The organism is Ornithinimicrobium flavum (assembly GCF_004526345.1).
GTDB lineage: Bacteria > Actinomycetota > Actinomycetes > Actinomycetales > Dermatophilaceae > Ornithinicoccus > Ornithinicoccus flavus.
Map to the genome: position 1 here is coordinate 1,334,322 of NZ_CP038213.1, position 12,988 is coordinate 1,347,309.

Below are 12,988 nucleotides of genomic sequence, written 5' to 3' on the forward strand. Positions count from 1 at the left end.
ACGTCCGGGGGCTCAGAGGGTCCGCATGAGGTGGCGGATGTTGCGCACGTACCGCTGGGTGTCCTCGAACATCCCGTGCTGCCGCACGCTGGCCAGGCCCTGGTAGTACCCGCCGATCGCGTCGTCACCGGACGAGGCGGAGCGCTGCAGGGCACGCATGATGACCACGCCCGCGGTGACGTTGTCCTGGGGGTCGAGCAGGTTGAGCTCGCGACCGATGAGGGCGGAGGCCCACTCGCCCGAGCTGGGGATGACCTGCATCGCGCCGATGGCGTTGGCCGGCGAGACCGCCCGGTGGTTCCACCCCGACTCCTGGTAGGACAGGGCCACCATGAGTGTGTGGTCCACCCCGTGCCGCTTGGCGGTGTCGACGATCATCGCCCGCATCTGCTCCCGGCCGGGGACGTCGATCGAGGCGAGGTACTCCCGGTTCGCCTTCGCCGAACGGGCGATCCCGCTGCTGTAGCGGTAGTGGAGGAAGGTGTCGTCGACGTCCTCGCCCTCGTGCAGGTCCCCGATCGTGGTCTCGTCGTAGGGCCGGGACAGCGGAGTGGTGGAGCGTGACGGCGAGCCCGCGGCGGAGCCTCCGGACGCGCCGGACCCCGGGAGCCGCAGCTTCTGGCCGGGGTGGATGAAGGACGAGGAGGAGATGCCGCTGGCCTTCGTCAGCGCGCCCACGGTCACCCCGTGGCGGGCGGCGATGCCCGTCAGGGTGTCGCCGGCGCGGACGGTGTACGTACCGCCGGAGGTCGCGCCGGAGCCGGAGGAGGGACGGGACGGCGCGGTGGGGGAGGGTGAGGACGGCGTGCGCGACCCCGGCAGGCGCAGCACCTGCCCGGGGTAGATGAGCCGGCTGTCGGAGATGGTGTTGGTCTCGACGAGCGCAGTGACGGTGACGCCGTGCCGGAGGGCGAGGTGCGAGAGCGTGTCACCGGGCCGGACCGTCACCGAGCCGCCGGAGCCCGAGGAGGAGGAGCCGGAGGACCGCGAGGGGGCGGGGGCGGGCACCGCCGTCGCGGTGCCGGAACCGCCCGGTATGCGCAGCACGGTCCCGGGCAGGACCCAGCGGCCCCCGTCGGCCAGGGAGTTGGCCCGGACGACCGCCTCGACGCTCACGCCGTGGCGCGCGGCGATGTCGTAGACGGTGTCCCCCTCCTTGACCGTGTGCGACCGGTCGCGGGCCATGAGGTGGATGCCCGTGGGCGCGACGTAGGCCATCGTGGGCAGGTCGGTCGGGGGCAGGGCGGCGAAGAGAGGGCTCAAAAGGTCCTCCGGTGAGGGACGGGACGGGCGGGACGGCGGGTGCCCACGCGGCGCTCGTTGCAGGGGATGAGCGAGTGACGCGTGAAACTGAGGGGACAGTACCGCCTCCCCGGCCGAACGCGCCACCTTTCGGCGTGTCGTTTCATGTGATTGACTAGAAGATGTGGTAAATGACGCCGATGTAATTCACGAGTGGCTCACGGTTCCCGACATCGTCGAGCGGACCGGAGCGCCGCTCCAGCAGGTCAAGCGCTGGTTCCAGGAGCGCGAGCTGGTGGGGGTGCGCAGGGGCGAGAACCGGGCCCTGGCGGTGCCGTCGAGCTTCCTCGACCCCGAGGGTCCGTTGCCGGCGCTCCGGGGCACGATCACGGTGCTGGGGGATGGCGGGCTCAGCGACGAGGAGATCGTCGACTGGCTGCTCGCCGAGGATCCGTCCCTCCCGGGGGGCAGCGCGATCGCCTCGTTGCGGTCGGGGTCGAAGACCGAGGTCCGACGCCGGGCGCAGGAGCACGCCTTCTAGGAGACCCCGTGGGGGACGGCTCCGGCTCAGGTGAGCCGGTCGGTGCAGATCGCGACGAGGTCGACCAGCGCGGCCCGGCCCTCGTCGGTGAGGTCCTCCACCCGCTCCAGTGCGCCGAGGGCTCCTCGCGCCGCGGTGGAGATCATCTCCTCGGTGCGGGCGACGGCGCTGGAGCGGACCAGCACCCCGCGGCACTCGGCGACGGTCGCGTCGTCGAGGTCGGGATCGCCGAGGCTGGCCGCGATGAGCTCGGCCCCGGCGGGGTCGGCGTGCTCGAGGACGTGGGCGATGAGCACGGTGTGCTTGCCCTCGCGCAGGTCGTCCCCGGCCGGCTTGCCCGTCTGCCCGGGGTCGCCGAAGACCCCCAGGACGTCGTCGCGCAGCTGGAAGGCCTCACCCAGGTGGTCGCCGAAGGTCGCCAGCGCCTCGATGTCGCCGCCCCGGCCCCCGGCCGCCAGCGCCCCGATGAGCAGCGGCTGCTGCACGGAGTAGCGGGCGCTCTTGTAGCGGATCACGGTGCGGCACTGGGCGATCCGCTCCTCGTAGGTCAGGCCGCCCCAGCCGCGGGCGCCCTCCAGGACGTCGAGGAACTGCCCGCCCATGAGCTGGGTGCGCATCCGGTCGAACTCCGGGCGGGCGCGCTCCAGCGCCGCGGTCGGTAGGCCGCTGGTGGCGAACAGCTGGTCGGTCCAGCCCAGGCACAGGTTGCCGGCGAGGATCGCCCCGGCGTGGCCGAAACCCTCCGGGTCCCCGCTCCACCCCTGGTCGCGGTGCCAGGACGAGAAGGCCCGGTGGGCGGTAGCCCGGCCGCGGCGCAGGTCGCTGTTGTCCATGACGTCGTCGTGCAGGAGGGCTGCCGCCTGGAAGATCTCCATCGAGCTGGCCGCCCGTACGGCGGCGTCGTCGTCGGGGCCGCCGAGGGCCCGCCAGCCCCAGTAGAGGAAGGCTGCGCGCAGCCGCTTGCCGCCGGCGAGGAGGTCGGCCACGGCGTCCACGAGGGGGAGCACCGGCGCACCCAGGTCCGCCAGCACCTCCCGCTGGGAGGTGAGGTGGTCGTCGAGCGCCCGTTGCACACGGGGTCGCAGGTCGACGCCGTCCAGCGGGTGGGCGTGCGTCACGTCTTCTCCTCTGCTCGGGACCGTCGCCCCTGAGCCTAACCGGCCCGCGGTGCCCTCCGGCCCGGGCCATCCCCTCCCTGGCCCGGGCCATCCCCTCCCTGGCCCGGGCCTGGACCCATCCTCGGGGGTCCGGCCACGAGGGCGTCCGGGTTGTCCACAGGCCTGTCGGTGGGGGTTGACAGGATCCGGCCATGGCGTCGTACATTTGTCTCATAGGATCGAACGCATGTTCGATCACGAAGGAGGGTGAGATGCGGCACTACCGGGAGATGATCGAGGTGCGGGTGGGGTCGGCGCAGGAGCACGGGGTGCAGCTGGTCGGGGCGCTGCCGGCGGTGGGGGCGGGCCGCGACCCGGTCCAGGTGCCCACCCTGTTCCTCTGGCGTGGACGGGTCCACCAGGTGCGGGCGGTGCTGTCCCAGTGGACGCAGCGGGTGCCGTGGTGGCGGGCGGTGGGGGAGGGCCTGCAGTCCCGCCGGGGGGAGGGTGACCTCCTCGAGCAACGGGTGTGGCGGGTGGAGGCCGGTGCCGGACGGGCCGGGGGTCTGGGGGTCTACGACCTGGTGGAGGACGAGCAGTGGTGGCTCGAGCGGGTCGCGGACTAGAGGTGGCCCGCCCCACGCGACCACTGGCAGCAGCACGAGACCGGACAGCAGCACGAGACCGGACAGCAGCACGAGGAGGACTGGCATGACCATCCAGACGACGGCACGACCCGACCCCACCCGCACGGCGCCCGGCCCGGGGGTGGCTGCAGGCACGGTGCTGGACCTGCTCGAGCGGGCCCGGAGCGGGTTGCTGGCGGCCTGCCACAGCGAGAGCGCCGGTGAGCGCTACACCCAGGCCCACCTGGCGGCCCTGCGCGCGGGGGCGGCGCTACTCGCGGCCCGCACCGTGCCGAGCCGCCGGGCCCGGCCGCGCAGCGTCTGGGAGATGCTGCCCACCGTGGCGCCCGAGCTGTCCGAGTGGGCGGTCTACTTCGCCGACTCCGGGCGGCGCCGGCTGGCCCTGGAGCGGGGCACGACCCAGGTCAGCACCCGGGACGCCGACGACCTGGTCCGCTCCGGGGAGCACTTCCTGGAGCTGGTGCGCTCCGCGCTCCACCTGCCCTGCGAGACGCCGCTGAGCATCGAGCTGGCGCCCCTGGGGCGGGGGTGATCATGGGTGGCTCCCGTCCCGGCGACGACTTCGTCCATCTGCACGTCGCCTCCAGCGCCTCGATGCGCTACGGCGCGTCCCACCCGGCCGACCTGGTCGCGCGGGCGGTCGAGCTCGGTCAGCCGGCGCTGGGGCTGACCGACCGGGACGGGTTGTACGGCGCGGTCCGTTTCGTGCGGGCCTGCCGCGACGCCGGGATCGCCCCGGTCCTGGGGGTCGACCTCGCCCTGGGGGAGAGCGTGCTGGACGGGGCCGACGGTGCCGGCACGCCGTTCGTCACCGGGGTGCGGCCGACCCGGACCCCCGTCAAGGGCGGGGCCCTGGTCGACGACCAGCAGCCCCGGGTGGTGGTCCTGGCCCGGGGGCAGCAGGGCGGGCTCGGCGCGGGGGTGGGGTGGGCCCGGCTCTGCCGGCTGGTGACCCAGACCCACCTGGCGGGGGAGCGGTCGGTGCCCCGGACCTCCCCGTCGCTGCTGGCCCGGGCCGCCGCGGCCGTCGACGGCGTGGCTCCGGTGGTGGTCCTGCTCGGCCCGGACTCCGACGTGGGACGTGCGGTCCTGGGCCGGCGGCGCGGGTCGGCACGACAGCTGCTCCACGCCTGGGTGGACCGCCTCCCGGCCGGGTCGGTCCGGGTCGAGGTGGTCTGCCACGGCGGGCCGGAAGGCACCCCGGCCAGCCTGGGCCACGCCAGTGCGCTGTGGGCCCTGGCGCGGGAGGCCGGGGTGCCCGCGGTCCTCACGGCCGCGGTCCGGCACGCGACCCCGGAGCAGGCCAGGGTGGTCGACGTGCTCGACGCGGCCCGGCGCATGGTCACCCTCGACGAGCGGCACCTCGACCGGGTCTCCTCGGCCGGCCACCTGACCGGCTCGGCCACCATGCATGCCCTGGCCCGTCAGCTGGAGGTGGCCGGCGGCAGCGACGCCCGCGCCGCCGACCTGCTCCGGGACACCCTCACGCTCGCGGCCGAGTGCCACCAGGACGCCCGCGGCGACCTCGGGATCGGGGCGGTCCACCTGCCCGAGCCGGAGGTGCTGGGCGTGAGCGGGGTCGGGCAGGCGCACCGGGTGCTCACCGAGCGGTGCACCCAGGCGGTCGCCACCCGCTTCCCCCAGGCCGGGCCCGCCCGGCTCGAGCAGATCCGGGACAGGCTGGCCGACGAGCTGGGGGTCGTCGCCGGGCTGGGCTACCCCACCTACTTCCTCACCGTGGCCCAGGTGTGCGACCTGATCCGGGAGCAGGGTGTGCGGGTGGCGGCGCGCGGGTCGGGGGCGGGGAGCCTGGTCACCTACCTGCTGGGGATCAGCGGGGTCGACCCCATGGAGCACGGGCTGCTCATGGAGCGGTTCTGCTCCCCGCTGCGTGCCCAGCTGCCCGACATCGACATCGACGTGGAGTCGGCGCGACGCACCGAGATCTACGAGAAGATCCTGGAGCGCTTCGGCTCCGAGCGGGTGACGTGCGTGTCGATGGCCGAGACCTACCGCGTGCGGCACGCCGTCCGGGACGTCGCCGCCACCCTCGGCATGCCGCCGGGAGAGGTCGACGCGCTGGCCAAGGCCTTCCCCCACGTCCGGGCCCGCGACGCGCGCGCCGCCGTCCGTGACCTGCCCGAGCTGCGCAGGCAGGGTCTGGACGCCCCTCGCATGCAGCAGCTCCTGGAGCTGGTGGAGGCGGTCGACGGGCTCCCGCGGCACATCGCCATGCACCCCTGCGGGGTCATCCTGTCCGACACCAGCCTGCTCGACCGGACCCCCGTCGAGGCCAGCTGGCTGGGCTTCCCGATGAGCCAGTTCGACAAGGACGACGTCGAGGAGCTCGGGCTGCTCAAGCTCGACGTCCTCGGGATCCGGATGCAGTCGGCGATGGCCCACGCGGTGCAGGAGATCGAGCGGGTCGACGGGGTCGGGGTCGACCTGGACGACCGGGCCCAGGTGCCGCTGGACGACCCGGACACCTACGCCCTCATCCAGTCCACGCGCACCCTGGGGTGCTTCCAGATCGAGTCGCCCGGGCAGCGCGAGCTGGTCGGCAAGTTCGCCCCGGAGACCTTCAACGACATCATCATCGACATCTCCCTCTTCCGCCCCGGCCCGGTGAAGTCCGACATGATCCGACCCTTCCTGCACGCCCGGCAGGGGTGGGGGGAGCCGGAGTACCTCCACCCCACCCTCATCCCCTACCTCGCGGAGACGTGCGGGGTGGTCGTCTTCCACGAGCAGGTGCTGCAGATCGTCGCCGCGACGACGGGGGTGAGCCTGGCGCAGGCCGACGAGGTGAGGCGGGCGATGGGCACGGTCGTCGGGCAGGAGCAGGTCGAGGTCTGGTGGCGCGCGGCGGCGACCGCCCGCGGCTACCGGCGCCAGGAGGTCGACCGGATCTGGGAGGTGCTGGCGGCGTTCGCGTCGTTCGGCTTCTGCAAGGCGCACGCGGCGGCCTTCGCGCTACCCACCTACCAGTCGGCCTGGCTGAAGACCCACCACACCGCGGCCTTCCTCGCGGGCGTGCTCACCCACGACCCGGGGATGTATCCCAAACGCCTCATCCTCGACGAGGCCCGGAGCATGGGGGTGCACATCCTCGGCCTGGACGTCAACGCCTCCGACGCCACCTACCGCGTCGAGCGCGTCGATCCGCGCGAGGAGGGCGGGTGGAGCGCTCCTGCCGCTCCCGCGCCCCGCCCTCGTCGTGGGCGCGCCCCGGACCACGTCGACGCCGTCATGGCCCGTACGGAGCAGGTGGCCGCCGGGTACGGCATCCGGCTCTCGCTCACCGACGTCAAGGGGATCAGCGAGGACGAGGTCGCCCGGCTCGTGGCGGGGCAGCCCTACGACTCCCTGGCCGACCTGTGGCACCGCGCGCGGCCCAGTCGCCCGACGGCGGAGCGGCTCGTGCTGGCCGGTGGCCTCGACGCGCTGCACCGGGTCGGCCGGCACCGTCCGAGCGCCTCCCGTCCCGCCGACGGCAGCCCGCTCACCCGCCGCGACCTGCTGCTTCACGTCCGCGACCTGGACCGCTGGACCCGGCACGCCACGACCGGTCACGGCCGCAGCCGGGCCGGGCGACGGCAGCCGGCCCCGACCCTGGCGGGGGGAGAGGTGGCGGCCCGGACCGGCGCGCAGGCCGTGGGCAGACGCACCTGGCACGCCGGCCCGGCCCCCGCGGCCCAGCTCACGCTCGAGCTGGGGGACGACCCCGCCCCCCTCACCGGCAGCGGGCTGCCCGAGATGACCCCGTCCGAGCAGCTGCGTGCCGAGCTGGAGGTGCTGGGGATGGACGTCAGCAGCCACGTCGTGGCCGGCTTCGCCCCCATGCTGGCCGAGCTCGGCGCGACCCGCTCGCGCGACCTGCTGTCCTGCCGCAGCGGGCAGGAGGTGCTCATCGCCGGGGCGAAGGTGGCCACCCAGACCCCGCCGGTGCGCTCCGGGCGCCGGGTCGTCTTCCTCACCCTCGACGACGGCACCGGGCCCTCGGACGCGACCTTCTTCGAGGACGTCCAGGGGCCCTACGCCACCACCATCTTCCACTCCTGGCTGCTGCTCGTGCGGGGCGTCGTGCGGCGTACCGGTCCACGCGGGTTGTCCATCCGGGCCACGGCGGCCTGGGAGCTCGGGGCGCTCGCCCAGGCCTGGGAGGTCGGCGGCCTCCCCGCCGTGCAGGAGGAGATGGCCCGGACGGAGGAGCAGGCGCTGCTGCTGTCCCGGCAGGCGCTGGAGGCCGAGGGGGGCGAGGGGGCGGGTCGTCGGGTCCTGGTCCACCCCTCGGGGTTCCGGCAGTCCCCCTACGCCGACATCCGTCCTGCCGGTGACAGCACCCGTCAGCCCGGGTCCAAGCTGTGGCACTCCAGCCCGGGGAGCTCAGGATGGTGAGCCGTCCTCGGCGGACCGTCCCCGACGACCGTTACGTCCTCCACGTCGACATGGACGCCTTCTACGCCTCGGTGTCGCTGCTCGAGCAGCCCGAGCTGGTGGGGCTGCCGGTCGTGGTGGGCGGTGGCTGGCGCAGCGTGGTGCTCTCGGCGACCTACGAGGCCCGGGCCTACGGCGTGCGCTCCGGGATGCCGATGGCCACCGCACGGCGACTGTGCCCGCAGGCCGTCGTGGTCCGGCCTGACCACGACGCCTACGCCCGGGTGTCCGAGGCGGTGATGGCGATCTTCGCCGAGGTCACCCCGCAGGTGGAGCCGGTCTCGATGGAGGAGGCCTTCCTCGAGGTCTCGGCCGCGGGACGGCAGTGGGGGAGCCCCGCCCGGATCGGGCGGTGGATCCGCGACACCGTGGTCGACGAGCAGGGGATCACCTGCTCGGTCGGGGGGGCACCCACCAAGGCGGTGGCGAAGATGGCCTCGCGCGCCGCCAAGCCCGACGGGATGCGTCTGCTCACCCGGGAGGAGGTCATCCCCTTCCTGCACCCGCTCCCGGTCGGGGCGATCTGGGGCGTGGGCGAGGCCACGCAGGAGGAGCTGCACCGGCTCGGCCTGCACACCGTCGCCCAGCTCGCCCACGTCCCCACACCCACCCTGCGCAGGGCGCTGGGTGAGCAGTCCGCCGCCCACCTGCACGCCCTGGCCTGGGGCGTCGACGACGACCCCGTCGTGCCGGCCCGACGCGAGCGCAGCGTGGGCTCCTCGGAGACCTTCGCCCACGACGTCGACGACCCCGAGGTGGTGCGTCGTCAGCTGCTGCACCTCGCCGAGCGGACCGCGAGCCGGATGCGGCACGGTGGCGTGCTGGGCCGGACGGTCGTGCTGACGGTCCGGTTCTCCGACTTCACCACCATCACCCGGTCCCGGACGGTCCCGGTCCCCACCGACGTCACCAGGGACGTCCACGCGACGGCCTGCGGGCTGTATGCCGCACTCGGGCTGCAGCGGGCCCGTATCCGGATGCTGGGGGTGCGCGTGGAAGGCATCAGCGACGCGGGGAGCACGCCGGTGCAGGCCCGGCTGGACGAGCCGGAGCACGGCTGGCGGGACGCCGAGCGCGCCATGGACAGGGCTGCGGCCCGGTTCGGCCGGGGCGCGGTGCGCCCGGCCAGCCTCGTCGGTGCGGGACGACAGGGCTGAGATGCGGGCCGGTTCGGGTCCACCCGGCGAGTCCGTTCGACAACGACGGGAACTCCCGCTAGTGCTCCACGCGTTGACCACCTATCCTGAGAACAGTCCTGCCGTCGGTCCGCCGACACCGCGTCGACCGACCTACACCACCGGAGGTGACCGTGCCCCTCTCCGAACACGAGCAGCGCGTCCTGGAGCAGATGGAGAAGGCGCTCTACGCCGAGGACCCTCGCCTGGCCACGCAGCTCAAGCGCACGGCAGCCACCGGCGGCCCCGCAGGCCTGGACCGTCGTCGGCTCGCCGTCGGTGTGCTGCTCGCCCTGGCGGGTCTGGCGCTCGTGGTCGTCGGTGTCATGTCCCAGCTGATCTGGGTGGGGGCGATCGGCTTCCTGGCCATGGTGCTCGGCGGGGCCTGGGCCGCCACCCCCACATCGCGCCCGCACCTGGGTGTGGTCGGCACCTCCGGGACGGTCAGCCACCCCGCCGGCAAGGGCCGCAGGACCAGGAAGACGGGTTCGTTCATGGCCCGCATGGAGCAGCAGTGGGACAAGCGCAAGGAGCAGGGCCCCTACTGAGCGGCAGGAGCTGAGGCAGCAGGACGTCTCAGCTGCGGTCGAGCAGCACCGTGGTCGCCACGAAGGCGCCGATGATGACGAACGCCGTGACCAGCTCGATGAGGATGTTGGTGCCCACGGCCCGCAGCGCGTGCCTGGTCGCCCCCCACGCCTCGTGCCGGTTCCGGGACCGCGCCAGGGAGACCAGGAAGATCCCCAGCGGGAACCCAAGGAACAGCCCCACCACCGGGATGACGAAGCCCATCACCAGCGCGCAGGCCACCCCGACGAGCAGGGTCGAGGTCCTGACCCCGGCCCGGCGCATCCGCTGCCCGGGGATCGCCCACTGCAGCACCACCCCGGCCAGGTAGATCGCGGCCGCCACGGCGAAGAGGATCCAACCCAGCCGTGACTGCTCGCCGAGGGCGTAGAGCAGCACCCCCAGCAGCACGATGACGAGACCGGGCAGGACGGGGATGACGATCCCGAGCACACCGATGGCCATCAGCAGCAGGATGAGGATCTCGACGGGCTCCACCCGGTGATTGTGCCAGCACGCACGAGCGCCCGCCCCCACCGTGATGGGGACGGGCGCTCGCGGTGCCGGGAGGCCTCGCGGTCAGATCGCGGGGCTCTCCTCGGCGTGCAGGCGGTGGGTCTCGTCGAGGATGTCGACGTCGTCCAGGTGGCGCAGCTTGTCGAGGTGCTCGCGCCCGTGGTGGGCGCAGAAGTGCAGCTCGAGACCGTCGCCGAGTCGGGCGCGGACGTAGGCCTGGGCCCCGCAGCGGTCGCAGCGGTCCGAGGCGGTCAGCTCAGGGGTCAGCGTGGCGTTCACGGGCTGTCTCCTCTCCTGCTCCAGTCGGGCCGGTGGAGGATCCCCCCGGCGCGCTCTAGAACTCTCAGTCAAGCATGTCAACGTCCCGGCCCCCGGACTTTGTGCCCCGGAGGCGGCGTGTTTCGCTCACCGCGTAGTCCCGCCCCGGGGGGAATAGGCCAGCCTGCGCGGGTGTGTCGGGAGCCCGGGTTAGCCTGCACAGCGTGACGACTCAGGACTACTCCGCCCGGCACCTGCAGGTCCTCGAGGGCCTGGAGGCGGTGCGCAAGCGCCCGGGGATGTATGTCGGGTCCACCGACTCCCGAGGTCTCATGCACTGCGTCTGGGAGATCATCGACAACTCCGTCGACGAGGCGCTCGGGGGGCACGGCGACCGGATCGAGGTCATCCTGCACGCCGACGACTCGGTCGAGGTCCGCGACCGGGCGCGCGGCATACCCGTCGACATCGAGCCGCGCACCGGCCTGTCCGGGGTCGAGGTGGTCTTCACCAAGCTGCACGCGGGAGGCAAGTTCGGCGGCGGCTCGTACGCAGCGTCCGGCGGTCTGCACGGCGTCGGGGCCTCGGTGGTCAACGCCCTGTCCGCCCGGCTGGACGTCGAGGTGGACCGCGCCGGCAAGACCTACGGCATGAGCTTCCGCCGGGGGGAGCCCGGGACCTTCGCCGACGGCGCCGAGCGCGCCCCGGACGCCCCCTTCACCCCCTTCGAGCGGAGCAGCGAGCTCGCCGTCGTCGGCAAGGCCAGGCGGGGCGTGACCGGCACCCGCATCCGCTACTGGGCCGACCCGCAGATCTTCCTCCGCAGCGCCAGGTTCGACTACGACGAGCTCATCGCCCGGGCCCGGCAGACCGCCTTCCTGGTCCCGGGCCTGACGATGGTGGTGCGTGACGAGCGAGGCCTCGCCGGCACCCCGGGGGCCGAGGGTCCGCACGAGGAGGTCTTCGTCTACGCGGGGGGCATCACCGAGTACGTCGAGCACCTCGCCACGGACACGGGAGTGACCGACGTGTGGCGGCTGCAGGGCTCGGGCACCTTCACCGAGACCGTCCCCGTCCTGGACGACCGCGGGCACATGGTGGCCAAGGAGGTCGAGCGCGAGTGCGAGGTCGACGTGGCCCTGCGCTGGGGCACCGGCTACGAGACCACCCTGCGCAGCTTCGTCAACATCATCACCACCCCCAAGGGCGGCACCCACGTCGCCGGCTTCGAGCAGGCGCTGCTCAAGGTCTTCCGCCGCCAGCTGGAGGTCAGCTCCCGCAAGCTCAAGGTCGGCAACGACAAGGTGGACAAGGACGACATCACCGCCGGGATGACCGCGGTCGTGACGGTGCGCCTGCCCGAGCCGCAGTTCGAGGGACAGACCAAGGAGGTGCTCGGCACCAGCGCCGTCCGCGGCATCGTCTCCCGGGTCGTGGAGAAGGCGCTCACCGAGCGGCTCACGAGCACCCACCGCGGGGACAAGGCCCAGGCCTCCCAGCTGCTGGAGAAGGTCGTGGCGGAGATGAAGTCGCGCATCTCCGCGCGGTTGCACAAGGAGACCCAGCGTCGCAAGAACGCCCTGGAGTCCTCCTCGCTCCCGGCCAAGCTCGCCGACTGCCGCACCAACGACACCGAGCGCTCGGAGCTGTTCATCGTGGAGGGCGACAGCGCCCTGGGCACCGCCAAGCTCGCCCGCTCCAGCGACTACCAGGCGCTGCTGCCGATCCGGGGCAAGATCCTCAACGTCCAGAAGGCCTCGATCCAGGACATGCTCTCCAACGCCGAGTGTGCGGCGATCATCCAGGTCATCGGGGCGGGGTCGGGCCGGTCCTTCGACGTCGACCTCGCCCGCTACGGCAAGGTCATCATCATGACCGACGCCGACGTGGACGGTGCCCATATCCGGACCCTGCTGCTGACCCTCTTCTTCCGCTACATGCGCCCGTTGGTCGAGGCGGGACGTGTCTACGCCGCGATGCCGCCGCTGCACCGCATCGAGGTGACCGGCGGACGGGCCAAGGGCAAGGAGGTCCTCTACACCTACACCGAGCAGCAGATGCGCTCGACCGTGAGCGCCCTGCAGAAGAAGGGGCGGTCGATCAAGCAGCCGATGCAGCGCTACAAGGGACTGGGGGAGATGGACGCCGACCAGCTCGCGGAGACGACCATGGACCCGCGCCACCGCACCCTGCGACGCATCACCATGCCGGACGCGGCCCGGGCGGACGCGGTCTTCGACCTGCTCATGGGCTCCTCGGTCGCCCCCCGCAAGGACTTCATCGTCGGGTCGGCGCACGAGCTCGACCGGGAGCGGATCGACGCCTGACCCGGGGGTGTGGTCCGGCCCACCCTGCGGCATCCGGTAGACTCGACGGGCTGCCGCGCCATCTGACGCGCGGAGCACGCCCCGGGACGAACCGTTCCCGGTGGCCCATGCGGGTGCCGCGAGTTGCACCTGGAGGTAGGTCCGACCGCGCCGGAGTGCGTCGAGGCGAGAACCGACCTCG

11 protein-coding genes are annotated in these 12,988 nt (G+C 73.2%); 7 read left to right on the forward strand and 4 right to left on the reverse strand.

Annotated elements, in window-relative coordinates; genetic code table 11:
* Positions 1 to 12: 12 nt before the first annotated feature.
* Positions 13 to 1,263: a lytic transglycosylase domain-containing protein gene (locus tag E3Z34_RS06230; RefSeq protein WP_134772910.1), complete on the reverse strand. Its 1,251-nt coding sequence runs from the start codon at positions 1,261 to 1,263 to the stop codon at positions 13 to 15.
* Between the two features lie 163 nt (positions 1,264 to 1,426).
* Here E3Z34_RS06230 and E3Z34_RS06235 point away from each other — a divergent pair, with 163 nt between their 5' ends.
* Positions 1,427 to 1,783, forward strand: a complete 357-nt coding sequence (locus tag E3Z34_RS06235) for an Rv2175c family DNA-binding protein (RefSeq protein ID WP_134772911.1) — start codon at positions 1,427 to 1,429, stop codon at positions 1,781 to 1,783.
* 26 nt (positions 1,784 to 1,809) lie between these two features.
* On the opposite strand, the gene E3Z34_RS06240 is transcribed toward E3Z34_RS06235, so the two are convergent.
* Positions 1,810 to 2,901 (reverse strand): polyprenyl synthetase family protein, encoded by a 1,092-nt coding sequence (locus E3Z34_RS06240; RefSeq protein ID WP_134772912.1) that lies wholly within the window; start codon positions 2,899 to 2,901, stop codon positions 1,810 to 1,812.
* Between the two features lie 251 nt (positions 2,902 to 3,152).
* Between E3Z34_RS06240 and E3Z34_RS06245 the strand changes: the two genes are divergently transcribed.
* The 5 genes from E3Z34_RS06245 (at position 3,153) to E3Z34_RS06265 (ending at position 9,687) form a co-directional block, all read left to right on the forward strand.
* Positions 3,153 to 3,506: a DUF6504 family protein gene (locus E3Z34_RS06245; RefSeq protein WP_202977035.1), complete on the forward strand. Its 354-nt coding sequence runs from the start codon at positions 3,153 to 3,155 to the stop codon at positions 3,504 to 3,506.
* A gap of 85 nt (positions 3,507 to 3,591) precedes the next feature.
* A complete protein-coding gene (locus E3Z34_RS06250) occupies positions 3,592 to 4,059 on the forward strand; it encodes an SAV_6107 family HEPN domain-containing protein (protein ID WP_158288616.1) in 468 nt (155 codons plus the stop codon).
* Positions 4,060 to 4,061: 2 nt separating this feature from the next.
* A complete protein-coding gene (locus E3Z34_RS06255; RefSeq protein WP_134772913.1) occupies positions 4,062 to 7,925 on the forward strand; it encodes a DNA polymerase III subunit alpha in 3,864 nt (1,287 codons plus the stop codon).
* The gene (dinB, locus tag E3Z34_RS06260; RefSeq protein WP_134772914.1) at positions 7,919 to 9,121 is read left to right on the forward strand and encodes a DNA polymerase IV; all 1,203 of its coding nucleotides are present in this window, start codon (positions 7,919 to 7,921) and stop codon (positions 9,119 to 9,121) included. Before E3Z34_RS06255 ends, dinB begins: the two co-directional genes overlap by 7 nt.
* Positions 9,122 to 9,267: 146 nt before the next feature.
* Positions 9,268 to 9,687: a DUF3040 domain-containing protein gene (locus tag E3Z34_RS06265; RefSeq protein WP_238695382.1), complete on the forward strand. Its 420-nt coding sequence runs from the start codon at positions 9,268 to 9,270 to the stop codon at positions 9,685 to 9,687.
* A gap of 28 nt (positions 9,688 to 9,715) precedes the next feature.
* On the opposite strand, the gene E3Z34_RS06270 is transcribed toward E3Z34_RS06265, so the two are convergent.
* Positions 9,716 to 10,204 carry a DUF456 domain-containing protein gene (locus E3Z34_RS06270; protein ID WP_134772915.1) on the reverse strand — a complete coding sequence of 163 codons (489 nt, stop codon included), beginning with the start codon at positions 10,202 to 10,204 and terminating at the stop codon, positions 9,716 to 9,718.
* A gap of 81 nt (positions 10,205 to 10,285) precedes the next feature.
* Positions 10,286 to 10,501, reverse strand: a complete 216-nt coding sequence (locus tag E3Z34_RS06275; protein ID WP_134772916.1) for a DUF7455 domain-containing protein — start codon at positions 10,499 to 10,501, stop codon at positions 10,286 to 10,288.
* 203 nt (positions 10,502 to 10,704) lie between these two features.
* On the opposite strand from E3Z34_RS06275, the gene E3Z34_RS06280 reads away from it, so the two are divergent.
* Complete coding sequence (locus tag E3Z34_RS06280; RefSeq protein WP_134772917.1) at positions 10,705 to 12,807, forward strand: DNA gyrase/topoisomerase IV subunit B; 2,103 nt, start codon at positions 10,705 to 10,707, stop codon at positions 12,805 to 12,807.
* Positions 12,808 to 12,988: the final 181 nt, after the last annotated feature.

Excerpts from the sequence above, each read along its gene's own strand:
- E3Z34_RS06245 (WP_202977035.1), top strand. The coding sequence starts at position 3,153 with ATGCGGCACTACCGGGAGATGATCGAGGTGCGGGTGGGGTCGGCGCAG.
- E3Z34_RS06250 (WP_158288616.1), top strand. The coding sequence starts at position 3,592 with ATGACCATCCAGACGACGGCACGACCCGACCCCACCCGCACGGCGCCC.
- E3Z34_RS06255 (WP_134772913.1), top strand. The coding sequence starts at position 4,062 with ATGGGTGGCTCCCGTCCCGGCGACGACTTCGTCCATCTGCACGTCGCC.
- dinB (WP_134772914.1), top strand. The coding sequence starts at position 7,919 with ATGGTGAGCCGTCCTCGGCGGACCGTCCCCGACGACCGTTACGTCCTC.